Here is a 26,492-nt window from a genome sequence, read left to right on the forward strand (position 1 = left end):
CCCGTGTTCGAAGTGCGAAGTCGAATGCATGGTCACGCTCGAAGCCGCGTCAGTTCGTGCCGTAAAGCGTGACCACGCACGCACCGCCCAACCCGAGGTTGTGCTGCAACGCATGCCGCGCGCCCTCGACTTGACGCCGGTCCGCGCTGCCGCGCAACTGATGCGTGAGCTCGTAACATTGCGCAAGCCCCGTCGCCCCCAACGGATGTCCCTTCGATAGCAGCCCGCCCGACGGATTGACCACGACCTTGCCGCCATACGTGTTGTCGCCGTCCTTGACGAATTTTTCCGCGCCGCCTTCCGGACAGAAGCCCAGCGCCTCGTAGCAGATGACTTCGTTGTGCGCGAAACAGTCGTGCAGTTCGCATACGTCGATATCTTCCGGTCCGACACCCGCGTTTTCGTAGACCTTGTTGGCCGCCGAACGCGTCATATGCGTGCCGACGTAATTGAGCATCGACGGCGGATCGAACGAAGCGGGCGGATCGGTGGTGAGCGCCTGCGCGACGATCCGCACGTCGTTGCGCAGCCCGTGCTTCTTCGCGAAACGCTCCGACACGAGGATGGCGGCAGCGCCGCCGCACGTTGGCGGGCATGCCATCAGGCGCGTCATCACACCGGGGATCAGCACCGTATCGTTCATGACGTCTTCGGTGCTGACCTGCTTGCGAAACAGCGCCAGCGGATTATTGGCGGCGTGACGGCTCGCCTTGGCGCGCACGGCGGCGAACGTTTCCATCGTCGTGCCGTGACGCTTCATGTGTTCACGTCCCGCGCCGCCGAAGGTTCGCAACGCCTGTGGAAGATGCGCGAGATCCGCCGTCAGGCCATGCATGATCGGCACGAACCGTGCGCGCGTGACCGGGCGGTCGTCCCAGTGCGACTTCAGCGCGCCCGCCTGCATCTGTTCGAAGCCGAGCGCCAGCACGCACTCGGCGTCGCCCGTGGCAATGGCCTGACGCGCGAGATAAAGCGCCGTCGAACCCGTCGAACAGTTGTTGTTGACGTTGACGATCGGGATGCCCGTCATGCCGACTTCGTACAGTGCGGTCTGGCCGCAGGTGGAATCGCCATAGACGTAACCGGTAAAGGCCTGTTGCACGAGGTCGTAGGGAATGCCGGCGTCGGCGAGTGCGCGGCGCGTCGCCTCCGCTCCCATTTCGATGTAACTCTGGCTCGCGCCCGGCTTGGCGAACTGAATCATTCCGACGCCTGCCACCAGCACTTTTTCGCTCATGATGTTTCCCGTCAATAGTAGGGATGCTTACAGTTTTCTGGAGATCAGGTCGCGCAGCACTTCGCTGGTGCCGCCGAAGATGCGCGTCACCCGCATGTCGGCGAACGCGCGCGCGATCGGATACTCGAGCATGTAGCCGTAGCCGCCGTGCAACTGCACCATCTCGTCGATGCACTTCCACATGGTTTCGGTCGCGAACAGCTTGGCGATGGCGGCTTCCTGCAAGGTGAGCCTGCGCTCCATATGCTCGCGGAGGTAATAGTCCACCAGCGTGCGTACGGCCACTGCTTGCGCCTTGACATCGGCCAGCTTGAATTTCGTGTTCTGGAAGTCCCACACCGTCTGATTGAACGCGCGGCGATCCTTGACGTATTGCAGCGTGAGCTCCAGTTGGCGTTCGAGTTTCGCCGCACTGTAGATCGCGATGATCAGGCGCTCCTGCGGCAGTTCTTCCATCAGGTGGATGAATCCACCGTTTTCCTGACCGATCAGATTGGTGACGGGCACGCGAACGTCGTCGAAAAAGAGTTCGGCCGTGTCGGCGGCGGCCTGACCGACCTTCTCCAGCTTGCGACCGCGCCGAAAGCCCGCGCGGTCAGTCTCGACCATGATGAGGCTTACGCCTTTTGCGCCCGCGGACGGGTCGGTCTTGCAGACCGCCACCACCATGTCGCAATTCAGGCCGTTGGATATGAAGGTCTTGCTGCCGTTGATGATGTACTCGTCGCCGTCGCGGACCGCCGTGGTGCGGATGGACTTCAGGTCGGAGCCCGTGCCAGGCTCGGTCATGGCAATGGCGAGAATCTTCTCGCCGCGACAAATGGGCGGCAACCAGTTGCGTTTCTGCGCCTCGGTGCCGAGACGCACGATGTACGGCGCGGTGATGTCCGAATGCACGGAATAGCTGAAGCCCGACACGCCAGCGCGATGCAGTTCTTCCGCCACGATGGCCGAGTGCCCGAAGTCGCCGCCGCCACCGCCGTATTCTTCCGGCACGGTCACGCACAGCAGTCCTTCGCGGCCCGCTTTCAGCCAGGTCTCACGATCCACGCAACCGGCCTCGTCCCATTTGGCCTGACGGGGCAGGCATTCCCGCTCGAAAAAACGCCGCGCGGTTTCGCGCAGCATTTCATGGTCCTCGCGATAGACATTACGCTTGACTTCCACCGAACACTCCTCATGACGGATTGTCGCGGCCCACGCATGCGGGAGCGTGCCGCTTCGACAAGGTCATTCTGCGTCGGGAACGGATGGAACGAGCCCACCCGCGTAGGGTGGAAAGCACGGGAAAGCGGGCAGCGAGCGCATGGTCAGCCGGCGTTCAGATCGCGCATTCTGGCGACAGCGCCATCGCGGCCGGATACGTCGAGCTTTCGATAGATATTTTTCAGATGCCACTTCACGGTGTCGAGCGATACATCCATGACGCGCGCTATTTTCTTGTTCGGCAGCGCGAGCGCGAGCAAACTCAGCACCTCGCTCTCGCGTTCGCTCAACAGATCGCCCGAGGCCTGCGGACTGCTCGCCCCGGCAGGGAAGCGTGCGCGTGCTTTCCCCGCATTCACGAGACGCTCCGCGTAGAACGCCAGCACGGGATCGAAGTGCGGATCCGACACGACGACGTCGAGCATCGCCTGCGAGTCACCCGCGCCATCGAGCACGCTGCGCATGAGTCCGAGGCGATGGCCCACGCGCAACGCCTCGGTCAGATGCTCGCGGGCGCGTTTGTCGTTGCAACGGCCTTGCTCCGCGATGGCCAGCTGCAGGCGCAGGCTCGCCACGCGGCTCCACCGCCCGCCCGCCTCGGACAACGCGGCGAGCGGCTTCAGACGCGCGACGGCGCCGTCGAAATCGTTCTGATGCAGACACATGGCGATACGGGCAAGACCGGCGCATACGCTGATTTCCCACGCCGTGCTGCGCACCGCGCCCGAGTAACGCACGGCGAGCGCCTCCAGCCGTGACAGCGCGGCATCCGCTTCGTCGACCTGGCCGTCGTCCAGCAGCCAGCGCGAACGCCAGTGCAGCGCGCAGGCGAGCAGCCGGTCGACCTGGCGGCGCGCCGCGTAATCTTCAAGACGCGTCAGATAATCGAGCGCTTCGCCGCGTCTGCCGGCCAGCCAGTGAGCGCCGGCCAGCACGGTCAGCGCGCGCAGTACGGTGTCGGGAATGGACACTCGTTCGAGCAGGTCGATGCGGTTCTCCAGCAGCGCGAGCGCGGCCTCGACATCGTTCAGTTCGTAAAGCGCCTCGCCCAGCAGCGCCGCCGACATGCACGCAATACCGATATACGCCGCGCCTTGCTTGTCTGCCTCGCTCAGCACCTCGCGCAGAACGCGCTCCGCGAGCAGCACCTGTCCTTCGGCGGCGTGCGTCATGCCGCCCATGCATCGGCCGAGCAGGATGCCGCGCGGCGCGCCTTCACGCGACGCACCTTCTTCCAGCACCTTGCGCGCCTCCGCGTACTCGCCGCGATGGATGAACATCCACGAGAGAATGTTGCTGCGCCCGGCACGTGTGAAGGCGTCGGCGTCGGACGGCACGCGCTGCAATTCCGGTAGCAAGGCGGCCACGGAGTCGGTATCGTCGCGCTGCAGCGCCAGTCCACCCCGCAACACGGCAAGCGCATACCGCTCGCGCGGGCCGGACCGCTCGCTGCGCCGTGCAATCTGCCGAATGCCCTGCTGCAGCGCATCGGTTTCGCCGGCATACATTTGCAGATACGCCTGCATCACGAGGAGATCGAAGCGCGCCGCCACTTGTCCCGGCGGAAGGCGGCGCATGAGGCTCGCGAGCTGCCGCAATTCGCCGCGCGCGAGCAGCGTGTGAGCGAATCCCTCGACCATATTGGCGGCTGCCTCGCTGTTTCCAGCAAGCACGGCATGTTGAACTGCCTCGTCCATGTGACCGTGCGCATCGAACCAGTGCCATGCCGCTGCATGAAGCCCACGTTGCGCCTCGTCCGGCAACCCCGCCACGCGGTTCAGCAGGACGCTGCGCAACAACGGATGCAGGCGGTACCACGCATCGCGCTCCTGTTCGGGGGCGACAGACGTGACGAACAGATTGTCGGCCTCCAGGCGAATGAGTTGCGCGGCGATATCGTCGATGGCGAGACCAACGACGCCGGCTTGCTCCAGCAGATCAGCGCAGAGCGGCGCGCAGAAGCGGCCGCAGAGGGCCGCGTGGGTGAGCAGGAGCACATCGTCGCGGGGCAAGCGGGCCAGCACCTCGCGTTCGAAGTAGCCCACGAACGCCGCGCCTTCGCACACGCTCGCTGGCGCAGGCGGAGCCCCGCGTCTGGCTTTGAGGTCGTTCGCGAATAACTGGAGGCCGGTCGCCCAGCCGTCGGTGAGTTCGTGCACGACCTGTGCGTCGCGCTTGCCGATCCGGCCGGACTGCTCGCGAAGAAAACGCTCCGATTCCTCGGCGGAGAAACGCAAGTCCTGCTGATCGAACTCCGTGGTCAGACCTTGCGCGCGCAATCGCGCGAGCGACAGCGGCAACGGCCGCCGCGAAGTCAGTACCACATGCAGTTGCGGCGGCGCGTAGTCGATCAGCCATCGCAACGCCTCGAAGATGCGCGCGTCCCTGAGATGGTGGACATCGTCGAGCATCAGCACGAGTTCGCGTTTGTGACGGGCGACACCCCGCACGAGAGCGATGACCCAATGTTCCACGGCAAGTTCGTCGCCATCGCGTGCGGTGAGGCGTTCCGCCAAGTCGACGATCGACCGGTCCACCAAGGCGAGACTCGCGAGCAGACCGGCGAAGAATATGCGCACCTCGTCGTCCGCAGGCGCGAGCGACAGCCATGCCACGTCGAAGTCGAGCGTCAGAAGGGAGTGCCGCCACCCCATGAGCGTGCTGGTCTTCGCGCTTCCGGCCGGCCCGTGAATGACGATGCAGCGCTGGCGCCGTGCGTCGAGCAGGCGGGCCAGCAAGGCGCTTCGTGGCATCAACTGACGTGCGCCGCGTGGCGGTACGAACTTGTGCGCCACACGCACGACAGACACGTGGGATTCGACTGCGGTTTCGCCAAGATCGGACATGCTGGACTCTGCAAGCGGGGCCGTGATTCGTCCCGATTGTAGGACCCGGTCGATGCATTCCGAAGGCCCCTTACTACCACCCACCCGATTCGGGTGGGTTGGCGAGCCGGCCACCCTACCCCGATGGCCACGCATGCGGCGACGGCATCGGCGGATTCATCGACGCGCGGCCTTTGTTCCGAATTGAGATCGTCTTGAGGAGCGGCCCGCCGGGACGGCCAAGCGCGATGCTGCCGCAGGCTTACGAAGACACTTCTACAAGAAGCGTCTGTGCATGCATCGCACGCAATACGGCCGATGAACCCGACGCGCCCGCGTTACTTCGCCGATGGCGTGGACTCCGATATCAGCGACGCCAGATCTCCACGCGACGCGCCGAAAAGACGCCCCGCCGGCACATTGAACGCTTGCGCGATCTTGTCGAGCGTCACGATGGAAGCGATGCACGTCCCACGTTCTATCTCGCCGACATAGGAGCGATTGAGCCCGGCTTGTTCGGCGAGTTGTTCCTGCGTCCAGCCGAACGACTCGCGCAACTCGCGCACGGTCGCGCCGAAGTGACGCACCACCGTGCTCATGGCGTGACCTGTTCGGCTTGCGGCGCGCGCTTGGGCGTTTGCACGACCGTTTGGGTCGGCGTCTGCGCATGCGACACCGCCGCGCTCTGCGAAAGCGCCTGCGTCACGTAGCTTCCCGGCGCGACATCGTGCGTGAGCCATACGTTGCCGCCGATCACCGCGCCTTGACCGAGCGTAACGCGGCCCAGAATGGTCGCGCCCGCGTAGATGACGACATCGTCTTCCACCACGGGATGCCGTGCGAGTCCTTTCTCCAGATTGCCTGCGGCATCGCGTGGAAAGCGTTTGGCGCCGAGCGTCACCGCCTGATAGATGCGCACGCGGTCGCCGATCACCGTCGTCTCGCCGATCACCACGCCCGTGCCATGATCGATGAAGAATCCCGCGCCGATCTTCGCGCCCGGATGAATATCGATGCCCGTTTCGCTATGCGCGAGTTCCGCGACGATGCGCGCGAGCAACGGCAACTCCAGCCGGTACAACTCATGCGCGATCCGGTGATGAATCATCACGAGAATGCCGGGATAGCAGAGCAGCACTTCATCGACGCTGCCTGCCGCCGGATCGCCCTGATAGGCCGCGAGAATATCGCTGTCCAGAAGGCTCCGAATGCGCGGCAACGTCTTCGCGAAGGCCTTCACCGCGGTGCTCGCGCGTGCGTCGATGGCCGCATCGTCGCGCGGTGCGTGACGCGCCTTGTATTGCAGTTCCAGCTTTGCTTGCACGAGAAGCCCTTGCAGCGCGAAGTCGAGCGCATGGCCCACGTAAAAGTTCTCGCTTTCCTGACGCAGATCGGGCGGTCCGAGCCGCATTGGAAAGAGCGCGCCCTTCATCGCGCCGACGATATCGGTCAGCGCCTCGCGCGCCGGAAGTTCGCGCCCGCCCGGTTCGAGCGATCGCCGCTGCACTTCCCGCCATTGCTGGCGCACCGTCTGAAGCGACTGGACGATGTCATCGATATCGAATACGGCCACGGTTGCAGTCCTCTATGTTTGAAGCTCGACGTCTTGGTCACCCGACAGTCGCCCGACAAAAAGGCAACCGTCTATAGCCATCAATCCCGACTATGCGAGACATGGCGGGAAAGTGGAACCAAGCAAAATTCATTTGCATAGAAGATGGTGCGGATGGCGCGGCGCGGCGCCGCGGTGAAGATTGCTGCTAGCGCCTGAGCGCCGCAAACCGCTTGTTGCGCTGGTCGATCCACATCCGCGCCCAGCGCAACGCATACGCGACCGCGTGATCCGCCTCGAAGAAGTAATCGAGTGCATCGAACGTGAACGACGAGCCGTGCGGCGACACCTTGTTCTCGATAGTCAGGTTTGCCGCGAACAGGCCGCTCGGCATGGCATGGGCAGACGGTGCCACGTCGTATCCCTTGTATCGCATGGAGGTCTCCGTTTATGCGCGTGCGGACCGTAGCGTCCGCGATGTTTTTATCCTAGTATGCGCGCCATGCCGCACCAACGAAGCCTTTGGTCTTAGCAAATTAACAACGCGCTCACTTGGATAGGATCGTTACGCCTTCGCGGCAGCGAGGACCTTGACGCGCGCGGCTATCGCCGGGTCCATTGGCGTGTAGACGATCATGCCGAGATCGGGCCGGCCATCGACGGAGAATGCGGAATACTCCAACTCGATCTGACCGAGCACGGGATGAAGCAGGCGCTTGATGCCATTGCTGTCGCCGTGGTTCAGCACATCGTTGTCGCGCCATAACGCCTCGAATTCCGGGCTTGCGCCGCAGAGTTCGTCCACGAGTTCGCTCACCTCGGAAGCGAGTCCGGCACGCGCCACATCCGCTCTGAACGCGCCCACGACGAAGCGCGCGACGCTTTCCCAATCGTGCTGCTTGGCCCTGACGGTGGGATTGCGGAACAGGAACTGCAGGATATTGCGCTCACCGGGCGGCAGCGTGCCGTAGTCGGTCAGCACGACAGCGGCGGCGCGGTTCCACGCGACCACATCCCAGATGGCGGTCTTGATGATTGCCGGACTCGCTTCGAGCGAATCGAGCAGGCGTTGCAAGCGGGGGTGAACGCCTTCGACCGATTTGTAGCGCACTTCGGGCGGCCGCCCGAGGCCCAACATGAAGAGATGCTCCCGTTCGGTATCCGTCAGCATCAATGCGCCGGAGATGCGGTCGAGCACTTCCGCCGATGGCGCGCCGCCCCGCCCTTGTTCGAGCCACGTGTACCAGGTCGGGCTGATATGCGCGCGCTGCGCGACCTCTTCCCGGCGCAGGCCGGGCGTTCGTCTGCGCCCGGAATATCCGAAGCTCGCCGGGTCGAGCCGCGAGCGACGGCTCCTTAGGAAATCGCCCAGCGATCGTGCGGTGTTGACTGACATGAAGACCCTGTTAGTCGCTTTACCATGATGAAGTCACTACTTTAACGGGATAAGAAACGATCGGATAGTAAGCGGGTCACGACCAGGGAGCTTTGACCATGCGTATTTTTCTGACAGGCGCGACCGGTTTTATCGGCTCGGCCCTTGTTACCGAACTCATTCGCGCCGGGCATCAGGTGCTCGGCATGACGCGCTCCGATGCGGGTGCGCAAACGCTCGAGAAAGCGGGTGCCGACGTTTATCGCGGCACGCTGGAAGAGCCGGACAGTCTCGTCGCTGGCGCGGCGCAAGCAGACGCCGTCATCCACACGGCTTTCGATCACGACTTCTCGAGGTTCATCGAGAACTGCGAGAAGGACAAGCGCGTCATTGCCGCGCTCGGCTCGGCGCTCGAAGGCTCGGACCGGCCGCTCGTCATCACGTCGGGAACCGGGATGGGCGGTGGCGCGCATGGCGAGGCGGCGAGCGAGGATGTGTTCAACGCGAGTCATCCGAACCCGCGCATCGCGTCGGAACTCGCGGGTCATGCGTTGCTGGACGCGGGCATCAACGTCTCGGTCGTGCGGCTGCCCCAAGTCCACAATCCGTTTAAGCAGGGACTCATTACGCCGCTCGTCGAGGTCGCGCGGGAGAAAGGCGTATCCGCTTATGTCGGCGATGGCCAGAACCGCTGGCCGGCGGGTCATCTGTCGGATGTCGCGCGGCTTTATCGGCTGGTCGTGGAAAAGGGCGAACGGGGCGCGCGATATCACGCGGTGGGTGAAGAAGGCGTCAGCAGCCGTGAGATCGCCGAGTCGCTGGGACGAGGCCTGAAGCTGCCGGCCGTTTCCATCGCGCCGGAGGAAGCCGCCGCGCATTTCGGATGGATGGCCATGTTCGTCGCTCTGGATATGCCCGCATCGAGCGCGTTGACGCAGGCGCGGCTCGACTGGCATCCGACCGGGCCGACGTTGATCGCCGATCTGGACGAGGCGCGGTATGTTTAACGCTTGAACGCGCGGCGCGGCGCCTCGGCATGAGAGCGCTGCGCATCGCTTCTGGATCGCTTAAGAAGCCGTGGAGCGTCTTCGACGCAAACGTCGAGGACGCTCTCGCGGAAGCGTTCCATTGCCGACGTCAAACCGTCAACCACCCAGCAACGACTTGCCTTGCGACAGTATCTTGTCGCAGACCTGCTTGGTAATCTGCTCCTTGAGCCCCCCGCCGCTCAGATCGACCTTGCCGCTGCCGCTATTGAGAATGCCCTTGGAGCCGTCGGTGTATCCGCTATCGCTCGTCGATGCACCGCCCGGCAGTTTGCTCATCAAGCCGTCCTTGACCGATGACGCGCCACCGCCGAGGTAGTTGTTCTTGATGCAATACTGGAGCACGCCGGCTACGTTGCCCGTGCTGTTCGATGTCAGCGATTGCAACGACATCCCGCTGCCCAGACTGCCGAGGCTGCTCAGTCCGCCACCGGCTCCGCTATTGCCCCCCTGATTGAGCAGATTGCCGAGCTGCGCATGCGCGGCGGGGACATACGCGAGCGTCGCGGCGAGCATCGTAGCGGCCAGGGTGGAACGAGTGCGTGAGATCATGCGAGCCCTCTCTCTTCGTTGAAAACATCCTCCACTATAGTGCGTTTCGAAGAAGCGGCGACCCGGACTCGAACCCTTCGATGAAACAGTGCTCGCGAGATCGAGCAATGCACGCGCGCCACGGGTTCAGACAAGCTTACGGAATGTCGACCCGATGCGCTTGCCTAAACGGTCCGACTTGTCGAACTGTGCGATCGGCTCGTGGATGCGGAGCGCATCTTCGAGTGTCGGCGCCAAGTGTCGCGCCGCTTTTTACGCCGCGCATCAGGGTGCGGTTTCAATGAAGACCAAAGCAGTCGCGATGTGATTTGCTACGCATAAAACATTGGTAGCCGCGGCACGTGAAGTGCCTATAGTCGAAGGCTTTACAACGACCTTAGCGCCTGCTCCATGAAACACACGACCCGTCGTCAACTCCTCGCCAGCCTCGCCTCTTTCGCACTTGGAACCGTCGTTCTCGCACCGATGCACGCGCAAGCGGAGACACGCGAGGTCGTCATCGGCTATCAGGACATGGTCGTGCCGTGGCGCTATGCGCAGGCAAGCGGCGCGGTCGAAAAGGCGACCGGCTACAAGGTCACGTACCGCAAGCTAGGCAGCGGCGCGGACGTGATCCGCGCGCTGGCGTCCGGCTCGATACAAGTGGGCGAAGCAGGGTCGAGCCCGATCGCGGCCGGACTGTCGCAAGGCGTCGATCTCTCGCTCTTCTGGATTCTCGACAACATCAACGACGCTGAAGCGCTCGTCGTGCGCAACGGCTCCGGCGTGACGAAGCTCGCTGATCTGAAGGGCAAGACGCTGGGCCTGCCGTTCGTATCGACCTCGCATTTTCATGCGCTCGTGGCGTTGCAGCAGGCGGGCGTCGATCCTTCATCGGTGAAGATCGTCAACCTGCGGCCGCCTGAAGTGGCGGCGGCGTGGGAACGCGGCAATATCGACGCGACCTACATCTGGGACCCGGTGCTCGCCAAGGTCAAGCAGAACGGCAAGGTGCTCGTGACATCGGGCGAAGTTGCGAAGGAAAGCGGCAAGGCGACCTTCGATGGCTTCGTCGCCTCGCGCAAGTTCGCGCAGGACAACGCCGCGTTCATGGCGGGTCTCACCAAGGTGCTCGCCGATACCGACGCGCAATACCGCGATCACAAAGCCGACTGGACCGCCGGTTCGAAACAGGTCGAGGCCGTGGCGCGAGAGTCCGGTGCAACCGCCGCCGACGTGCCCGCGAGTCTCTCGCTCTACGCCTTTCCAAGCGCGAGAGAACAGGCGTCGCCAACCTGGCTCGGCGGCGGTCAGCAATCCGGCGCTGCAAAGTCGCTCACGGCCACCGCACAGTTCCTCAAGCAACAAGGCACGATCCAGAACGTCCTTGCTGACTATTCGACGGGCGTCGATCCGCGCTTCGCGCAGCAGGCCGCGAAATGACTTCGCTGTCCATCCGCAATCTCGGCGTCACGTATGAAGGCGCGAGCGCGCCCGCGCTCAAGGGCGTCGATCTGCAAATCGGCAGCGGCGAGTTCGTCGTCGCGCTCGGCGCTTCCGGATGCGGCAAGACCACGCTGCTCAATTGCCTTGCAGGCTTTCTCGATCCAACCGAAGGCGAAGCGTCGCTCAACGGCGAGCCGATTCTCGGGCCGGGCGCGGAACGCGGCGTCGTGTTCCAGAAGTACGCGCTCATGCCCTGGCTCGACGTGCTCGACAACGTCGCGCTCGGCTTACGCTTTCGCGGCGTCAAGCGCGACAAGCGTCGCGTGATCGCGCGCCGCACGCTTGGCCTCGTCGGCCTCGCGCAATACGAGCACGCGAAGGTCTATGCGCTGTCGGGCGGCATGCAGCAGCGCGTGGGCATCGCGCGGGCGCTCGCCAGCGATCCCGAAGTGCTGCTGATGGACGAACCGATGGGCGCACTCGATGCGCTCACGCGCGAAACCGTGCAGGAACTCGTGCTCGATGTCTGGGCGCGCACGCAAAAGACGGTGTTTTTCATCACGCATAGCGTGGAGGAAGCGCTCTTTCTCGCCACCCGTCTCGTGTTGATGACGCCGGGTCCGGGCCGTATCGAGGAAGTGCACGAACTGCCGTTCTCGCGCGAGTACGTCGCGAATCGCGATGCCCGCGCGGTGAAGGCATCGCCCGCGTTCATCGAGTGGCGCGAGCGTCTGACGCGGCGATTGCATCGTCCTGTCACGGAGGCCGTGTGACGCAGCCCGTTCAGGAGGCCCGCTTCGCTCCACCCTCAGAAAGCGCGGCAGTGCCTCGCGCCCGGCGCGCGAAGCGTGGCAAGCGCTATCGCGGCATGCCGGGCGCGGGACCCACCGCGATGCCGAGCACGTTATGCGTCGTGGCGATCGCCGTGCTGTGGTGGGCGACCACGCATTTTCACTGGTTGCCACCGCTTTTTCTGCCGTCGCCCGAGGCCGTGTGGCGTGCTTTCATCGATGCCGTGCACGGGCGCATTCAGGGCGGTCTGCCGCTATCGGAGCATCTGCTGTGGAGCGCGATTCGCGTGTTCGGCGCGTTCGCGCTCGCGGTCGTGACGGCGGTGCCGGTCGGCATTTTGATGGGCGTGAGCCGGATTGCGCGCGGCGTGCTCGATCCGCCTCTGGAGTTTTACCGGCCGCTGCCGCCGCTCGCTTATCTGCCGCTCGTCGTGATCTGGTTCGGTATCGATGAAACCGCGAAGATCGTCGTCATCTGGCTCGCGTGTTTCGCGCCGATCGCCATGGCCGCGCGCGCGGGCGTGCGCAGCGCGACCACCGAGCAGGTGAACGCCGCGTGGTCGCTCGGCGCGAGCTTCCGGCAAGTGGTGCGGCATGTCGTGCTGCCCGCCGCGTTGCCCGAGATTCTGACGGGCTTGCGCATAGCGGTCGGCTTTGGCTGGACCACGCTCGTCGCGGCGGAAATGGTCGCGGCTAACGCCGGTCTCGGACAGATGGTGCTGAACGCGTCGAGCTTTCTGCGCACCGACGTAGTGGTGATGGGCATCGTGCTCATCGGTGCGATTGCGTGGATCTTCGACTTCGGCATGCGCGCGCTGGAACGGCGGCTCGTGCCGTGGAAAGGGCGTTGAAGGCGCGCCTTCCACGCAATCATCACAGCGAAGACAAGCGCGATGCGTTCCTCAAGCAGTCGTCGAAGCGCGTTTCTCGATGGACTGCGGCGGTCACAAGGCAGCTTCGCGAACCGAAAGACATCGTTCTCGAAGGCAAGGCGCGATTGCCTTCCTTCGCGAACGACTTCATGCGGCTACGCGTGGTCAAGCCGAATCAATCGAACACGACCACCTGCCGAATCGCTTTTCCCTCATGCAGCAGGTCGAAGCCATGGTTGATCTCGTCGAGCTTCAGGCGTCCCGTGAGCAACTTGTTCACGGGCAAGCGGCCTTGCGAATAGAGATCGACGTAATGGGGAATATCGCGTGACGGCACGCACGTGCCGATATAACTGCCCTTCAACGTGCGTTCCTCCGCAACGAGACTCACCGCTGGCAGCGGCCAGTTGGCGGTCGATGGCGGCAGCCCGGCGGTCACCGTCATTCCGCCGCGACGCGTGATGCGATACGCGAGATCCAGCGCGCGAATCGAGCCTGCGAATTCGAATGCGAATTCGACGCCGCCCGAACTCAGCGAGCGAATCTGTTCGAGCGCATTGTCCTGACCCGCGTTGACCGTATGCGTGGCCCCGAGCGCGCGTGCCTGTTCGAGCTTGTCGTCGGCCAGGTCGATGGCGATGATCTGCCGCGCGCCCGCCGCGTGTGCACCGATGAGCGCGGCGAGACCGACACCGCCCAGCCCGATCACCGCCACCGACGCACCGACTCGCACCTGCGCCGTATTGACGACAGCGCCCACGCCCGTGAGCACCGCGCAGCCGAAGAGCGCGGCATCGCCGAGCGGCACGGCGGGATCGATCTTCACGACCGAGCGGCGCGACACGGTCGCGTACTCGGCGAACACGGAGCAGCCGAGATGATGGTTGAGCGGCCCGCCCCCATGCGAAAGCCGCCGCTCGCCGGACAGCAGCGTGCCGGCGCCGTTCGCGGCCGCGCCCGGCTCGCACAACGCCGGCCGCCCTTCGGCGCACGGGGCGCAGTGTCCGCAACTCGGCACGAACACGACGACCACGTGATCGCCCACTTTCAAATCGGTCACGCCCGCGCCGAGTTCCTCGACGATGCCGGACGCTTCATGCCCCAGCGCCATCGGCATGGGACGAGGCCGGTCGCCATTGATGACCGACAGATCCGAATGACACAACCCCGCCGCCGCGACCTTGATCAGCACTTCGCCCGGGCCGGGCGGCGCAAGCTCGACCTCTTCGATGCGAAGCGGCTTCGATTCCGCGTAAGGCGTGGCCGTACCCATCGCGTTCAGAACTGCTGCCTTGATCTTCATTTCGTCCCCTCGATGCCGCGGTTGCCGAGTTCCTCGACAAGCACGCGAATGTTTTCCGAATAGTCTACCGGCACGATCACGAGCTGCACGCCGCCGTCCTCGAACGCGCCCTCCAGCGCCGGAACCAGTCCTTCGGCCGATTCTACGCGCCGCCCTTTCGCGCCGTAGGCATCGGCATACTTGAGGAAGTCCGGATTGCCGAAGGTGAGGCCCCAGTCGATGAACTTGTCGACGGCCTGCTTCCAGCGAATCATGCCGTACGCGTCGTCCTGAATGATGAGCACCACGAGGTTCAGCTTCAGCCGCACCGCAGTTTCCAGCTCCTGCGAATTCATCATGAATCCGCCGTCGCCGCACACCGCCATCACGCGCCGCTCGGGGTGGAGAAGCGCCGCCATCATCGCGGATGGAAGGCCTGCGCCCATCGTCGCCAGGGCGTTGTCGAGGAGCAGCGTGTTGGCGCTGCGTGTGCGGTAACAGCGCGCGAACCAGATCTTGTACATGCCGTTGTCGAGCGCGACGATGCCATCGGCGGGCATGACTTCGCGCACGTCGTGGACGATCCGTTGCGGCGTCAGCGGAAAGCGCGATTCGTCGGCGCGGTCGAGCGTGCGCTTCAGAATGCCTTCGCGCAGCGGCGCCAGCGCACCCGCGCACGGCAACCTGCCTTCGACGCGCGCGGCGAGGCGCGACAGGCTCAAGCCTAGATCGCCGACCACTTCCGCATGCGGAAAGAACACCTGCTCGACATTGGCGGGCGTGTAGCCCACATGGATCACCTGCGGCCCCTTCGGTCCCATGAAGAACGGCGGCTTTTCGACCGTGTCGTGACCGATTGCGAGGATCAGGTCGGCGCGGTCGATCGCTTCGTGCAGATAGTCGCGCTCGCTGAGCGCGGCCGTGCCCATCCACAGCTCGGTGGCTTCGTCGTTGCCGATAGCCGCGACCGTGCCCTTGCCCATCTGCGTGTTGAAGAACGGAATGCCGGTGCGGCGAATGAAGTCGGTCAACTGGCCCGCGAGCCGCGGCCGGTTGCTCGCCGCGCCGAACATGACGAGCGGCCGTTCGGCGTGCATCAGCAGGTTCGCGGCGCGTTCGATCGCGGCGTCGTGCGCGACGGGCAGTTCGACCGGATGCCTGGGAACGATGCCCACGTCGTCGCTCACTTCGGTGGCCGCCACGTCTTCCGGGAGTTCGAGATGCACGGGGCCGGGACGCTCTTCGGCGGCGAGCCGGAACGCGTCGCGTATGACCGTCGGAATACTCGCGCCGCTCACGATCTGCCGCGATGCCTTGGTGAGCGGCTTCATCGTCGCCACGATATCGACGATCTGGAAGCGCGCCTGCCGCGAGGTCATGATGGCCTTCTGGCCGGTGATGAGGATCATCGGCATGGCGCCGAGTTGCGCGTAAGCCGCCCCGGTGACGAGGTTCAGCGCGCCGGGACCGAGCGTCGCCATGCACACGCCCGGCTGACCGGTCAGACGACCGTGCGTGGCCGCCATGAAGGCCGCCGACTGCTCATGGCGCGTCACGATGAGCTGAATGCTCGATTTGCGCAGCGATTCCACGACATCGAGGTTTTCCTCGCCCGGCACGGCGAAGATACGATCGACGCCTTCGTTTTCGAGCGCCCTGACAAACAGGTCGGATGCTTTCATTGGCAGTCTCCTTGCAACGCGAGTTCGCGGGTCATTGCGCCGCGCTCGGTGAGAATGGTCGACAGGTCCATGATCTGCGGAAGGAAGATGCGCGGGTCCATTAGCCGGACCTGACGCACGATGGGCGCAAAGTCCATATGCGCGAGGATATCGCGTTCGAGATCGATACCCGGTGCGATCTCCGTGAGTTCGAGTCCCTCGGGCACGCGACGAAACACGCAGCGTTCGGTCACATACAGCACGGGCTGACCGCGCGCGGCCGCGAATTCGCCATTGAAAGTGATCTGTTCGACGCGCTCCACGAACTTTTTCTTCGCGCCTTCCGAGATGATCGCGAGCCGCCCGCCTTCGATCTGCACCTTGAGTCCGCCCGCCGTGAAGGTGCCCGCGAACACCACGGAGCGCGCGTTCTGGCTGATGTTGATGAAGCCGCCCGCGCCGATGAGCCGCGCGCCGAAGCGGCTCACGTTGACATTGCCGCCGCGGTCCACTTCGGCCATGCCCAGGCAGGCGAGATCGAGACCGCCGCCATCGTAGAAATCGAATTGCTGATTCTGATGCAGGAGCGCATCGACATTGATCGCGGCGCCGAAATCGAGGCCGCCGAGCGGCATGCCGCCGATCACGCCTGGCTCGGCGGTCAAGGTCAGATGACTCAGCAAGTGCTCCTCGCCCGCGACAGCCGCCACCACTTCAGGCACGCCGATCCCGAGATTCACGACGCCGCCTGGCGGCAACTCGAACGCGCAACGGCGTGCGATCACCTTGCGCTCGTCGAGCACGGGGCTTTTCATCTCGCCGACCACGGCTTTCGTTTCGGCCGAGAACGCTGGGTCATAGGCCGTGCCGTATGTCTGCGGCTGCGCGCCGGCGGGCGCGAGCACGATGCGATCGACGAGAATGCCCGGCACCACCACCGCGCGCGGATCGAGCGTGCCGCTTGGAACGATCTGCTCCACTTGCGCAATCACCAGACCTTTGCCGTTATGCGCGGCCATGGCGATAGCTTGCGCGTCGAGCACGAGCGCTTCGCGCTCCATCGTGATGTTGCCGTCGGTGTCGGCCGTGGTGCCGCGAATCAGCGCCACGTCGAGCGGAAAGGCTTTGTAGAGCAGCCACGGTTTGTCATCGATCTCGATGACGCTGACGAGCTCTTCCGTCGTGCTCGCGTTGATCTTTCCGCCGCCAAGCCGCGGGTCGACGAACGTACCGATTCCGACTTGTGTGATCGTGCCGGCGCGATGCGCCGCGATATCGCGAAACAGATGCGACATCGTGCCGAGCGGAAGGTTGTAGGCTTCGATCAGGTCGTCGGTCGCCATGCGTGCAAGCTTCGGCACGAGCGACCAGTGTCCGCCGATAGCGCGCCTGATGAGCCCCGGCAGCGCAATGCGGTTGAGTCCGCGCTCGCCGCCGTCGCCCGGTGCGGCGGCGAAAACGACCGTCAGATCGCGTGGCGTGGCGGCGCTTCGGAAACGTCGTTCCAGCGCGATCAGCAATTCATCGGGTGTACCGATGCCGACGAATCCCGAGCAGCAGACGGCGTCGCCGTCGCGGATCAGTCCGATCGCTTCGTCGGCGGTCGCAATCTTGTCTGTCATGGCGGGACCTCTCTAAGCCAGCAAAATCACCGGAGTGCTCCAGGCGTGGCCGCAATAAAAAGCCCGCTTAAGCGGGCGTTGGCGACGGATGTCACATTCCCGGAAACTTCACGCCGAATGTTTGGGGCTGGTGTTCAATAGCTCGATGCTGGCGTTGGTCGCACCAGTCACGCTATCCACCGTGCTCTCGCTTGCATCGAGAATGAGCTTGGGCGCAGCGCTTGCCGCATGCGCGGACGAGGCCACATCCGATATCGAAGCAATCGACTTTTGCACTTGCGACGAGCCTTGCTGCATGGCCGATTCGAACGCGCCCTTCATGCCGGAACCGTATTGCTCGTACTGGCTGCGCGCTTCCTTGAGGATGTCGGCTTCCGTCTCACGAACGATCTGGAAGAAGTGGCGCGCATAAGCGGCCGACTTCTCCGGCACTTCCGCGAACAGCGTCCACTGAAAACCCATGAAGTCGCTCGGTTTCACGTCCGAACCCGACGTGAGGACCGAGGCGCTTTCCTCGAACACAGCCTTGACCGTCTGCACATTCAGATCGGCAAGCTGTTGAAGTCCCATCGCATAGCGCTTCGTGATGCCGAAAAACGCTTCGAGTTGTGTCGTTGCCGCCGGTGCCGATGATTGAAGAATAGGAAACATTGTCCGCTCCATAAAGAGGTACGTGCGAGCCGATCCGTGGGTACGGCGCCCGTTTTGCTGCATTGCAACAATGAGTCCATCATACGGGAGTGGTCGCATGCGTCAAGCAAAGTTTTTGTGATCCTTCGGTTTCCTGATGTTTTTCAACGGCGACACCGTTGAAGCGATTCGGGCAAGGTGCGTCAAGTCGAATGAACCGGTTTTGGCGCGCTTCGGAGTGGATGCTGCTTTTCTTTCCAAAGCGTTGGGACAAAGTAATGGTGTTATCGTGTATTCACAAGCATCGATGGTTCCAGGCCCCGATGTTGCTGGAACAAGTTATCTCATGCTGGCATGCAACAAGAACGTCCTCATCCGATGCATACATCAGGTGAATGGCGGCGCTTGGCGAAGCTGGCAAAATCTCCTGGGTCGTGTCGAAGGTCGAGGCGTTCGGTTGATCGCCCTAGTACGCCCGTTAATCCTTTGGACCCACCTCCATGAAGCTCCGCGTCGGTTTTCAATTGACCTATAACTGCACTCAGGCCACGCCTGCGGTGCTCATGCTCAACACGCATCCTTCCATGTCGGACAAGGTCGTCGTTGCCGATCGCATTACGTTCGATCCGCCGATCGCGTTCACACACTATTACGACGGCTTCGGCAACTTGTGCACGCGTATCGTGACGCCGTCTGTGGGTCCGCTCGTCGTGGCGACCGAAGGCGTGCTCGAAGTGCCCGATACGCCGGAAAGCTATCCCCTGGAAGATGGTCAACTCCCGGTCGAACAACTTCCCGACGAGTGTCTACAGTTTCTGCTGGGCAGCCGCTATTGCGAAACCGACTTGCTTTCCAACTTCGCGTGGCAACGGTTCGGCGGACTGTCGCAAGGGCGAACCCAGGTGCTCGCCATCTGTGATTACGTGCACGCACACATCAAGTTCGACTACAAGACGGCACGGCCCACGCGCACGGCTTCCGAAGCGCATCAGGAAGGCATCGGCGTGTGCCGCGATTACGCGCAACTCGCGGTGGCGCTCTGCCGCGCCCTGAACATTCCGGCGCGGTATTGCACCGGCTACATCAGCGACGTAAACCTGCCGCCGCCTTATGCGGACCAGGATTTCTGTGCATGGTTCGAAGCCTATCTCGGCGGAACCTGGCAGACTTTCGATCCGCGCAACAACGCACCGCGCACTGGCCGTGTACTCATGGCGCGCGGCCGCGATGCGACCGACGTGCCTATCAGCATGACCTTCGGGAGCGCGGCCCTGGTCGACTTCAAGGTGATTTGCGAGCCGTGCGAATGATCTTCGCGTCCACCTTTAGAACGCCCACGAATCGTCCGTTATGAAAGCGTTTCACTGCACCGACTGCGGACATCTCATCTTCTTCGAAAACGTTCAATGCGAACGCTGCGGGTCGATGCTCGGCTTCATTCCGGAAACGGGCGAGATGAGCGCATTCGTCAAGCTGAAGGGGCCTCGGTGGGAAGCGAAGCCGGCGGACGGCGACGTTCGCTACAAGCCGTGCCACAACTATTCGGTCGAAAAGGTTTGCAACTGGATGGTGCCGGAAGACTCGCCGGACCCGTTCTGTCATTCTTGCCGTCTGACCGCCGTGATCCCGAATCTGAAAGCGCCGCGCCGTCGTTATTACTGGGCCAGACTCGAAGCCGCGAAGCGTCGTTTGCTGTACACGCTCGCCGTGCTGGGATTGCGCGTTGACACACGCAAGGAGCATCCGGAAACCGGGCTCGAATTCGAGTTTCTCGAAAGCCGCCGAGGCAAAAAGGTGTTGACGGGCCATCATAGCGGCCTCATCACGATGAACATCGCCGAGGCAGACGACGTGCGTCGCGAACGCGTACGCATCGCCATGCGCGAGCCCTACCGGACCTTGCTCGGTCACTTCAGACACGAGATCGGCCATTACTACTTCGATCGCCTCGTGGTGGGCGCGCGGCGAACGGCGTCGTTCCGCACGCTCTTCGGCGACGATCGGGCGAGTTACAGCGAAGCGCTTTCCCGCCACTATCGCAACGGCGCGCCTGCCGACTGGGCGACGAATCACGTCAGCGCCTACGCGACCATGCATCCCTGGGAAGACTGGGCGGAAACCTGGGCGCACTATCTTCATATCGTGGATACCACCGGCACCGCGCGCGCATGCGGCATCAACATCGCGCCAGTGAGCCGCAAAGGTCCTAACTTCGCCGCGCAAGTGCTGCCTCACTCGCCGAGTTTCGAATTGCTGATGAAGCAATGGACGATGCTGACCTACGCCATGAACAGCCTCAACCGAAGCCTCGGCATGCCGGACCCGTATCCGTTCACGCTTGCGCCTGGCGCCGTGAAAAAGCTGAGGTTCATCCATCGTCTGATCGAGGCGCAGAGCCTCGAGCATGAACACGATCGCGTGGAAGCAAACTCGCCTTGAGTCCGCATTGAAGGACATCGATAGGTCAACGCGGCGATAAGTGTTCTTCGCCCGCCGCGCGACACCCTCAAGCAGATCCCACCTATTTGCTCCCGACCGCATGCGCGAACCTTCGTCCATGCCGGTTCAAGCCGCCTCCGGTACTTCGTGGGAATGGTGATTGCACCTACAAGTTGGCCAGCACGCGTTGCTCACTAGACGTGCCTGTTTTGGCTTCCTAAATTCTTTTGGATACCGCTATGCGCCTGCTTACTACACAATATGGTCTACCCCGCGTCTCATGGGGCGCCGTCATCGCGGGAGTCATCCTCTCGCTGATCGCGTACCTCATGTTGACGGTGCTCGGAACCGCTATCGGGGCATCGGTGCTGTCGCCACTGACTCAGCCCGATCCATCGCGAGGCTTCGCGTTCGGCTCCGGCGCCTACATGATCGTGATGACGGTCATCGCCGTGTTCATCGGTTCCTATTTTGCAGGGCGTTGCGCGCCGGTTCTTGGCTGGCTGCACGGCTTGCTTGCATGGGCCGTGATGATCATCGCGATGGCATACAGCGCAACGTCGCTCGTCGGCAGCGCAGTGAGTGCGGCAGGCAGCATCGCATCGACCGGTGCGACGGCTACCGCCGCGGCCAACCCTTCGGCCGCAAGCGGCACGATGCTGGGTTCGCTCAAGGCGCAGGTTCAAGGCGCGGTTGCTTCCGCAACGGCCGCTGCATCCGGCCCGCAAGCTGAAGCCGATGCACGTCAGGCCGCCGATACCGCCGCACGCGGCGTCGCCCGCGCTTCGTGGTTCTCGTTCGCTGCACTTCTCGTCGGCGCGATCATCGCGATCGTGTCGGGTGGTGCGGGATTCCGCCACCAACCGCCGTTCGAAGATGCAAGCGGCAGCGCTCGCGATGACGTCGCCTTGCGCGCCGGTGCCGCAGGACGCCTTGCGCCGGACAATCGTGTCACACGCTAAACGCCCTATCCGACTGATCCACGAAACCTGGAGTCGCGCATGAGCACGCAGAATCGAACGGCGACAGGTGTCGTGGAGACGTCGACGTTGACCGCCACTGAAGAACGTCTGCACGTATCGACGGAAACGCTCGAAACCGGCATGGTGCGCGTGCGTGTCGTGACGCACACCGAGTCGCGCGAGGTGCCTGTCGTTCTGCACAACCGCACGGCACAGATAGAACGCGTTGCCCTCAATCGTTTCGTGGACGCGGAGTTTGCGCCGCGCCATGAAGGCGACACGTTGGTCGTGCCCGTCTTCGAGTACGTGCCCGTGACCGAACTGAGGCTGATGCTCAAGGAAGAAATCCGCATCACCACTGTAGTGACCGAAAAAAATGACGTGCACAGAGCCGAGTTGCAACGTCAGGAAGTCGTCGTGGAAAGGCGCGCTGGAACGGTTGGAGACTGGATTGCGGACCCCGCGATACCGTCCTCGGGCTCGGGCAAGACATCTTCCTGAGCCGTTCTTCGAAGCAACGTCTGGCCGCCATTCAAATCACTCAAATCTACCCGGAGCAAAACATGACTCAAGCAATCGTTGGTGTATTCGATTCGTTTCAGCAAGCCGAAAGCGCGGTCGCGCGTCTCGTGGAAGGCGGTCTAGACCGCGCCGACATGGAAGTGCACGCCAGTGACGAGACGAGCGGAGCGGAACGTCCCGTGGTTGCAGATCGACCCGCTTCCGCTGCCACGGAAGAAGTCGGCATCGTCGGCAAGATCGAGAATTTCTTCGGCAACATGTTTGCTGGCGACGACCGGTCGGAAGACATCGGCAACTATCAGGAAGCGGTTCGTCGCGGTGGCGCGTTACTCACGGTCAACGTGAAGGAAGAATCACAGGTGCCGCTCGTGCGTTCGACGATGCACGAGGCGGGCGTCGTGGATATCGACGAACGCGTGGCGCATTGGAAAAGCGGCGGTTATGCGGGCTTCGACGCATCCGCAAAGCCGTTGACTTCGGATGAAGTGCTGGCCGATCGCCAGTCATTTGCGGTGACGCGTGAGTCGCTCGAAGTCGGCAAGCGCGAAGTCGAAACCGGCGGCGTGCGCGTTTATTCGCGCGCCACTGCAACGCCTGTCAGCGAGACCGTCAATCTGCGTGACGAGCATGCGACGATCGAGCGCCGTCCGGTCGACCGGCCCGCCACGGCCGCTGACCTGAAGGAAGGCTTCGTGGAAATTCGCGAGACGGCAGAACACGCCGTCGTCGCGAAGACCGCGCATGTCGTCGAGGAAGTCGTCGTGGGCCGGCAGGCAACCGAGCGCACCGAGACGATCAACGAGACACTGCGCGGCACGGATGTCGAAGTTGAACACGTCGAAGCCAAGAACGTCGACCCGGTGCGTGCGATCGACGGCGTGAGCCCGGTTGCGCCTGTCAAGCCGACCTCGCATTGAGCCCGCGCGACTGACCGACGAGGAAACGCCGGCGCCGGGCTTCGTCAGCCGGCGTGCATCCACTGCAAGACCTGCCGCCAGTCCGCCTGCGTCATGACGCCGAACCAGTGGTCATGATCGGCGGTCGGCAGGAGCATGAAACGCGCGCGTTCGTGTTCGTTTGCGAAGCGGCGCGCATGCATCACCGGGATCAGCGTGTCCAATTGCGCGCCCACGATCACGAGCGGGCCGTCGTAATGCGACACGGCGGCGACGGAATCGAAGCCGTCGTGCAGCATCCAGCGGATCGGAAAAATCGGATATTTTTCGGCGGCGACGTCGGCGAGCGAGTCCCACGGCGTGATCAAAACGACGCCCGCGAGCGCTGCTTCATTGCCCTTCACGACCTGCGCGGCCATGCCCGCACCGAGCGACTCCCCAACGAGATAAAGCGGCCCGCGCCACTGCGCGATGGTGGCCGCCAACGCTTCCCGCGATGCGGCTAGCGCCGCCTTCATCGTGCGCTCTCCCGGGCGTCTGCCGTGCCCCGGATACTCGACGATCACCACCCTATACCCGTCACGCACGAACACGTCGGCGAGCGGCAATTTGGTGTCGGCCGACTCCTCGTTACCGTGATAAACCATGAACGTCCCGCGCGGTTCGCGCCCGGCCGGAGTGACGACATAGCCCGCGAATTGGTCGCGCACTTGCAACAGGTCGATGCTTGCACCGGCGTGCGGGACTGTGCGAAGATCCGGCGCGCTCGGAGTGGAAGGCAGAAGCATCCGGTCCTGCACCATAAAGAGCGTCAGCGCCGCAAGCAGATAGGCGGCAATGGCAAAGCGTAGACCGTGGGACAGCAGGGGCATGCGAATTCTCTCGTTCGACATCATCAAGCTTTTTCAGACGTTGAAAGCATAATCATTCCAGCGCCCGCGCGCCGCGAAAGCCCGTTATGCCTCACATGGCATTAAAGTCGCGCGCCGGAACGCCGATACCACGAGGACAGTCACACGCCTCGTGCAATAGCATGCATATCAGTAATTCTCGCCGATGGGCGCCGCGCGGCGGCAAACGATGGATCATCGCGGCAAGCGCGCTTTTCACCGCCGCACTCATCCGCACGCTGCTGCACCCGCTGCTTGGACCCGTCATGCCCGGAACGGCGTTTCTCATTGCCGCCGTTCTCGTCGAGTATTACTGCGGTCTTGCGCCGGCGGTTTGCGTGATGCTTGCCGGACTATGTATTGCCGACTTTCTCTTCGTGCCGCCCTATGCGCGCATCGAGGACTTCGACCGCGCGGATATCAAGCTGCTCGTGTCGTATCCGTTGATCACCATCGTCATGATGACGCTCGTCGAGCGGCTCAAGCGCGCGCAGTATCGCGCCGAGTTGCTCGCTTCGGTGGCGCAGTCGCGCTATGAGATGCTCTTGCGTCACGACAACGAACGCCTCATCACGCGCCGGGCGACCGAGGAAATGCACCGGATGCTCCAGCACGTCACGCAATACAACCGTTCGCTGATTCTCATCAAGGCGCTCGATCCGACGACGCGTGTCTCGCCCGCCAATTTCGTCGCGGCGGCGAATTCCCCAGTTATCGACGATGACGCGCCGCGCGCCGGCATCGCATATGGCGCCAAGCATGCCGATGCCCACGGCGAAGATATTGCCCGCGTCAGCGATGCCCTTCTGCCGGGGCTTCACCGTATCCGGTTCCAGTCGGACGAGCAGGACTGGCGGCCCGTCGAATGTGTTTGCGAGCGCTTCGCCACACCATCCGGCGATTATCTCGTCCTCCGTTCGGCTGCCTGACCATGAACATGCCTTACTTTCCCCCCGCCCAGAACCGGGATCACGCGGTCCTGTTGCTGCACGGCCTGTCCAGTTCGCCGCTCGAATTGCGCTTTCTCGCCCGCTATCTCGGTGAAGAGGGCTTCGCAACGCACACGCCGGAGTTGCCCGGATACAGCGCGGGCGCCGGACACGCTTCGATGGAAGAGTGGCTGCGCGCGGCCGTGGCGGAATTCGACGCGCTGGCGGCGCGGCATCGGCACGTTTCGGTGTGCGGCCTGTCGATGGGCGCGGCGCTCGCCGCCGCGGTCGCCCATGAACGCCCTTCCGCGCGCGCCCTGCTGTTGCTCTCGGTCACGCTCGACTATGACGGCTGGGCCATCCCGTGGTACCGATTCCTGCTCGACTGGGCGTACTACACGCCGTTGCGTACGCGTTATCGCTATCGCGAGCACGAGCCTTATGGTCTGCGCAATGAAGCGCTGCGCACGAAGATCGCCCGCGCGATGCAAAAAGGCGAGATCAGCGAAGTCGGCCCGGCATCCATTTCGATGCCCGCGCTGCACGAGGCCAGCCGTCTCGCGGCATCGGTGCGTGGCAAGCTGAAGCGCGTCACGAGCGACTGCCTCGTCATTCACGCTATCGACGACGAGACCTCGAGCCCGCACAACGCGCGATTCGTCGCGGCAAACATAGGCGCGTCGTTCTTGCGGACCATCTGGCTCGACGACTCCTATCACATGATCACGTCCGACAACGAGCGCGAAGTGGTGGCGCGCGAGTGCACGATGTTCCTGCGCGAGAGCGCGTCTGCCTGCAACTCCACCGATGGCACAGGTCCCGTGATGTCGCGTGCCCTGGCGCGTCGGCTCCGGCAAACGGCTGCAGGCGCGAAAAGAGCATGAAGCGCGCGAAAACGTTCATCGCGCGCACCTGCGTGGCGCTTGCGGCTTTGCTCGCATTTGGACCGGCACACGCCGCCGACGCGGACACGCAAACGAACGGTGACTGGAAAATCTCGATCGGGCCAGGATTGTACGTGTTCCCCGAATTTCCGGGATCGTCGCGGATCAAGGTATTTCCCTTGCCCGTGCAGGATATTTCCTGGCGCGACCGTATCTTTTCGCAAGGTCCGGACGTGCTCGGCCTCAACGTGCTGCGCGGGGAGAACTACCACGCAGGCATGTCGGTGAGTTTCGACTTTCAGTCGCGATCATCGTCCGATGACGCGCGACTCGACGGCCTGCCCAACGTGCACTACGGACCGAAGCTGCGACTATTCGCCGATTACACTTACTGGGCCTTCACCGGATCGACAGCCGTTTATCAGGACATCGGTGGCACCGGGCAAGGACTCACCGCGATGGCGGATCTCTATGTCTCCGCGCCCATCGGCAAATTGCTGCTGTCGGCGGGGCCGGGGCTGACTTGGGCCAATGGCGCTTATACGCGCACGTTCTTCGGCGTTTCACAGCCGGAAAGCGTGGCGTCCGGATTGCCGCAATACTCCACCGGCTCGGGCCTGCGCGACGTCCACTTCAATCTGGCCGCGAATTACACGATCTCTTCGCACTGGTCGGCCAACCTGGTCGCAGTCGTTGGCCGGCTCGAACGCTTCGCTGCCGGCAGCCCGATTACAGAACGCAGGTTGGATGTGAACGGAATGGCCTCGGTCGCATATCGCTTCTGAACGCAATCTATCAACCTGATTACATACAGATTCGAAAGAGCTTGAGATATCGGGCCTCACGCGCTTGCTTTGGAAATAAACTCCGCGCATTTAGTAAGACGTGAACTTG

25 protein-coding genes are annotated in these 26,492 nt (G+C 63.3%); 12 read left to right on the plus strand and 13 right to left on the minus strand.

Translation table 11 applies throughout. The annotated features are described in order from the left end of the window. Positions 1–49: 49 nt before the first annotated feature. From ACYQ47_RS11530 to ACYQ47_RS11560, 7 genes are all read right to left on the minus strand, one after another. Positions 50–1,237, minus strand: a complete 1,188-nt coding sequence (locus tag ACYQ47_RS11530) for a lipid-transfer protein (protein WP_250468181.1) — start codon at positions 1,235–1,237, stop codon at positions 50–52. A gap of 27 nt (positions 1,238–1,264) precedes the next feature. Beyond that, a complete protein-coding gene (locus tag ACYQ47_RS11535) occupies positions 1,265–2,404 on the minus strand; it encodes an acyl-CoA dehydrogenase family protein (RefSeq protein WP_250468180.1) in 1,140 nt (379 codons plus the stop codon). 143 nt (positions 2,405–2,547) lie between these two features. Continuing rightward, positions 2,548–5,289 (minus strand): LuxR C-terminal-related transcriptional regulator, encoded by a 2,742-nt coding sequence (locus ACYQ47_RS11540; RefSeq protein ID WP_250468179.1) that lies wholly within the window; start codon positions 5,287–5,289, stop codon positions 2,548–2,550. 317 nt (positions 5,290–5,606) lie between these two features. Beyond that, complete coding sequence (locus ACYQ47_RS11545) at positions 5,607–5,867, minus strand: helix-turn-helix domain-containing protein (RefSeq protein ID WP_250468178.1); 261 nt, start codon at positions 5,865–5,867, stop codon at positions 5,607–5,609. After that, positions 5,864–6,841, minus strand: coding sequence for a serine O-acetyltransferase EpsC (gene epsC / locus ACYQ47_RS11550; RefSeq protein WP_244830271.1), 978 nt, complete (start codon positions 6,839–6,841; stop codon positions 5,864–5,866). The genes ACYQ47_RS11545 and epsC overlap by 4 nt, the downstream gene beginning before the upstream one ends. Positions 6,842–7,028: 187 nt before the next feature. Beyond that, positions 7,029–7,256 carry a hypothetical protein gene (locus ACYQ47_RS11555; RefSeq protein WP_244830270.1) on the minus strand — a complete coding sequence of 76 codons (228 nt, stop codon included), beginning with the start codon at positions 7,254–7,256 and terminating at the stop codon, positions 7,029–7,031. A gap of 129 nt (positions 7,257–7,385) precedes the next feature. Continuing rightward, positions 7,386–8,216: a helix-turn-helix transcriptional regulator gene (locus tag ACYQ47_RS11560; protein WP_250468177.1), complete on the minus strand. Its 831-nt coding sequence runs from the start codon at positions 8,214–8,216 to the stop codon at positions 7,386–7,388. 98 nt (positions 8,217–8,314) lie between these two features. Between ACYQ47_RS11560 and ACYQ47_RS11565 the strand changes: the two genes are divergently transcribed. Beyond that, a complete protein-coding gene (locus tag ACYQ47_RS11565) occupies positions 8,315–9,202 on the plus strand; it encodes an SDR family oxidoreductase (protein ID WP_250468176.1) in 888 nt (295 codons plus the stop codon). A gap of 138 nt (positions 9,203–9,340) precedes the next feature. On the opposite strand, the gene ACYQ47_RS11570 is transcribed toward ACYQ47_RS11565, so the two are convergent. Beyond that, entirely contained in the window at positions 9,341–9,793 is a 453-nt protein-coding gene (locus ACYQ47_RS11570) for a DUF2501 domain-containing protein (protein ID WP_255784742.1), read from the minus strand. Between the two features lie 390 nt (positions 9,794–10,183). Between ACYQ47_RS11570 and tauA the strand changes: the two genes are divergently transcribed. The 3 genes from tauA to ACYQ47_RS11585 are packed head-to-tail and all read left to right on the plus strand — an operon-like array spanning position 10,184 to position 12,860. Next, positions 10,184–11,215, plus strand: coding sequence for a taurine ABC transporter substrate-binding protein (tauA, locus tag ACYQ47_RS11575; protein WP_244830267.1), 1,032 nt, complete (start codon positions 10,184–10,186; stop codon positions 11,213–11,215). Beyond that, complete coding sequence (locus ACYQ47_RS11580; RefSeq protein ID WP_459905444.1) at positions 11,212–11,991, plus strand: taurine ABC transporter ATP-binding protein; 780 nt, start codon at positions 11,212–11,214, stop codon at positions 11,989–11,991. Before tauA ends, ACYQ47_RS11580 begins: the two co-directional genes overlap by 4 nt. A 50-nt stretch (positions 11,992–12,041) precedes the next feature. Beyond that, the gene (locus tag ACYQ47_RS11585) at positions 12,042–12,860 is read left to right on the plus strand and encodes an ABC transporter permease subunit (protein WP_309958749.1); all 819 of its coding nucleotides are present in this window, start codon (positions 12,042–12,044) and stop codon (positions 12,858–12,860) included. Positions 12,861–13,056: 196 nt separating this feature from the next. Here the strand turns inward: ACYQ47_RS11585 and ACYQ47_RS11590 are convergent, their stop codons facing one another. The 4 genes from ACYQ47_RS11590 to phaP form a co-directional block, all read right to left on the minus strand. Continuing rightward, positions 13,057–14,184 carry a zinc-dependent alcohol dehydrogenase family protein gene (locus ACYQ47_RS11590; RefSeq protein WP_250468173.1) on the minus strand — a complete coding sequence of 376 codons (1,128 nt, stop codon included), beginning with the start codon at positions 14,182–14,184 and terminating at the stop codon, positions 13,057–13,059. Next, entirely contained in the window at positions 14,181–15,845 is a 1,665-nt protein-coding gene (locus ACYQ47_RS11595; protein WP_250468172.1) for an acetolactate synthase large subunit, read from the minus strand. Before ACYQ47_RS11595 ends, ACYQ47_RS11590 begins: the two co-directional genes overlap by 4 nt. Further along, positions 15,842–17,446: an acyl CoA:acetate/3-ketoacid CoA transferase gene (locus ACYQ47_RS11600; RefSeq protein WP_459905445.1), complete on the minus strand. Its 1,605-nt coding sequence runs from the start codon at positions 17,444–17,446 to the stop codon at positions 15,842–15,844. Before ACYQ47_RS11600 ends, ACYQ47_RS11595 begins: the two co-directional genes overlap by 4 nt. A 108-nt stretch (positions 17,447–17,554) precedes the next feature. Beyond that, entirely contained in the window at positions 17,555–18,097 is a 543-nt protein-coding gene (gene phaP / locus ACYQ47_RS11605) for a TIGR01841 family phasin (RefSeq protein WP_250468170.1), read from the minus strand. A 479-nt stretch (positions 18,098–18,576) separates the two neighbouring features. On the opposite strand from phaP, the gene ACYQ47_RS11610 reads away from it, so the two are divergent. From ACYQ47_RS11610 to ACYQ47_RS11630, 5 genes are all read left to right on the plus strand, one after another. After that, positions 18,577–19,386, plus strand: coding sequence for a transglutaminase-like domain-containing protein (locus ACYQ47_RS11610; protein WP_250468169.1), 810 nt, complete (start codon positions 18,577–18,579; stop codon positions 19,384–19,386). 40 nt (positions 19,387–19,426) lie between these two features. Continuing rightward, entirely contained in the window at positions 19,427–20,515 is a 1,089-nt protein-coding gene (locus ACYQ47_RS11615) for a zinc-binding metallopeptidase family protein (protein ID WP_250468168.1), read from the plus strand. A gap of 239 nt (positions 20,516–20,754) precedes the next feature. Beyond that, a complete protein-coding gene (locus tag ACYQ47_RS11620; RefSeq protein ID WP_459905446.1) occupies positions 20,755–21,477 on the plus strand; it encodes a hypothetical protein in 723 nt (240 codons plus the stop codon). A 39-nt stretch (positions 21,478–21,516) separates the two neighbouring features. Next, complete coding sequence (locus ACYQ47_RS11625) at positions 21,517–21,978, plus strand: YsnF/AvaK domain-containing protein (protein WP_250468166.1); 462 nt, start codon at positions 21,517–21,519, stop codon at positions 21,976–21,978. Between the two features lie 62 nt (positions 21,979–22,040). Then, the gene (locus ACYQ47_RS11630; protein ID WP_250527535.1) at positions 22,041–22,916 is read left to right on the plus strand and encodes a YsnF/AvaK domain-containing protein; all 876 of its coding nucleotides are present in this window, start codon (positions 22,041–22,043) and stop codon (positions 22,914–22,916) included. Between the two features lie 44 nt (positions 22,917–22,960). On the opposite strand, the gene ACYQ47_RS11635 is transcribed toward ACYQ47_RS11630, so the two are convergent. Then, positions 22,961–23,767 carry an alpha/beta hydrolase gene (locus tag ACYQ47_RS11635; protein ID WP_250468164.1) on the minus strand — a complete coding sequence of 269 codons (807 nt, stop codon included), beginning with the start codon at positions 23,765–23,767 and terminating at the stop codon, positions 22,961–22,963. Between the two features lie 161 nt (positions 23,768–23,928). On the opposite strand from ACYQ47_RS11635, the gene ACYQ47_RS11640 reads away from it, so the two are divergent. From ACYQ47_RS11640 to ACYQ47_RS11650, 3 genes are read left to right on the plus strand one after another with little or no spacing between them, the layout of a single operon-like run. Continuing rightward, complete coding sequence (locus ACYQ47_RS11640) at positions 23,929–24,714, plus strand: DUF4118 domain-containing protein (RefSeq protein WP_250527533.1); 786 nt, start codon at positions 23,929–23,931, stop codon at positions 24,712–24,714. A gap of 8 nt (positions 24,715–24,722) precedes the next feature. Continuing rightward, complete coding sequence (locus ACYQ47_RS11645) at positions 24,723–25,598, plus strand: alpha/beta hydrolase (protein WP_459905447.1); 876 nt, start codon at positions 24,723–24,725, stop codon at positions 25,596–25,598. After that, on the plus strand, positions 25,595–26,383 hold the full coding sequence (locus ACYQ47_RS11650) for a MipA/OmpV family protein (protein ID WP_459905448.1): 789 nt from the start codon (positions 25,595–25,597) through the stop codon (positions 26,381–26,383). The genes ACYQ47_RS11645 and ACYQ47_RS11650 overlap by 4 nt, the downstream gene beginning before the upstream one ends. Positions 26,384–26,492: the final 109 nt, after the last annotated feature.

This window comes from Caballeronia sp. HLA56 (genome assembly GCF_054655155.1).

Bases quoted from the DNA above. Each gene is read 5' to 3' on its own strand.
- ACYQ47_RS11615 (WP_250468168.1), top strand. From the start codon at position 19,427: ATGAAAGCGTTTCACTGCACCGACTGCGGACATCTCATCTTCTTCGAA.
- ACYQ47_RS11555 (WP_244830270.1), bottom strand. From the start codon at position 7,256: ATGCGATACAAGGGATACGACGTGGCACCGTCTGCCCATGCCATGCCG.
- ACYQ47_RS11540 (WP_250468179.1), bottom strand. From the start codon at position 5,289: ATGTCCGATCTTGGCGAAACCGCAGTCGAATCCCACGTGTCTGTCGTG.
- ACYQ47_RS11545 (WP_250468178.1), bottom strand. From the start codon at position 5,867: ATGAGCACGGTGGTGCGTCACTTCGGCGCGACCGTGCGCGAGTTGCGC.
- ACYQ47_RS11570 (WP_255784742.1), bottom strand. From the start codon at position 9,793: ATGATCTCACGCACTCGTTCCACCCTGGCCGCTACGATGCTCGCCGCG.
- ACYQ47_RS11560 (WP_250468177.1), bottom strand. From the start codon at position 8,216: ATGTCAGTCAACACCGCACGATCGCTGGGCGATTTCCTAAGGAGCCGT.
- ACYQ47_RS11610 (WP_250468169.1), top strand. From the start codon at position 18,577: ATGAAGCTCCGCGTCGGTTTTCAATTGACCTATAACTGCACTCAGGCC.
- ACYQ47_RS11590 (WP_250468173.1), bottom strand. From the start codon at position 14,184: ATGAAGATCAAGGCAGCAGTTCTGAACGCGATGGGTACGGCCACGCCT.
- ACYQ47_RS11635 (WP_250468164.1), bottom strand. From the start codon at position 23,767: ATGCCCCTGCTGTCCCACGGTCTACGCTTTGCCATTGCCGCCTATCTG.
- ACYQ47_RS11645 (WP_459905447.1), top strand. From the start codon at position 24,723: ATGCCTTACTTTCCCCCCGCCCAGAACCGGGATCACGCGGTCCTGTTG.
- ACYQ47_RS11630 (WP_250527535.1), top strand. From the start codon at position 22,041: ATGACTCAAGCAATCGTTGGTGTATTCGATTCGTTTCAGCAAGCCGAA.
- ACYQ47_RS11580 (WP_459905444.1), top strand. From the start codon at position 11,212: ATGACTTCGCTGTCCATCCGCAATCTCGGCGTCACGTATGAAGGCGCG.
- ACYQ47_RS11620 (WP_459905446.1), top strand. From the start codon at position 20,755: ATGCGCCTGCTTACTACACAATATGGTCTACCCCGCGTCTCATGGGGC.
- ACYQ47_RS11650 (WP_459905448.1), top strand. From the start codon at position 25,595: ATGAAGCGCGCGAAAACGTTCATCGCGCGCACCTGCGTGGCGCTTGCG.
- ACYQ47_RS11530 (WP_250468181.1), bottom strand. From the start codon at position 1,237: ATGAGCGAAAAAGTGCTGGTGGCAGGCGTCGGAATGATTCAGTTCGCC.
- ACYQ47_RS11600 (WP_459905445.1), bottom strand. From the start codon at position 17,446: ATGACAGACAAGATTGCGACCGCCGACGAAGCGATCGGACTGATCCGC.
- ACYQ47_RS11565 (WP_250468176.1), top strand. From the start codon at position 8,315: ATGCGTATTTTTCTGACAGGCGCGACCGGTTTTATCGGCTCGGCCCTT.
- ACYQ47_RS11625 (WP_250468166.1), top strand. From the start codon at position 21,517: ATGAGCACGCAGAATCGAACGGCGACAGGTGTCGTGGAGACGTCGACG.
- ACYQ47_RS11640 (WP_250527533.1), top strand. From the start codon at position 23,929: ATGCATATCAGTAATTCTCGCCGATGGGCGCCGCGCGGCGGCAAACGA.
- tauA (WP_244830267.1), top strand. From the start codon at position 10,184: ATGAAACACACGACCCGTCGTCAACTCCTCGCCAGCCTCGCCTCTTTC.
- phaP (WP_250468170.1), bottom strand. From the start codon at position 18,097: ATGTTTCCTATTCTTCAATCATCGGCACCGGCGGCAACGACACAACTC.
- ACYQ47_RS11595 (WP_250468172.1), bottom strand. From the start codon at position 15,845: ATGAAAGCATCCGACCTGTTTGTCAGGGCGCTCGAAAACGAAGGCGTC.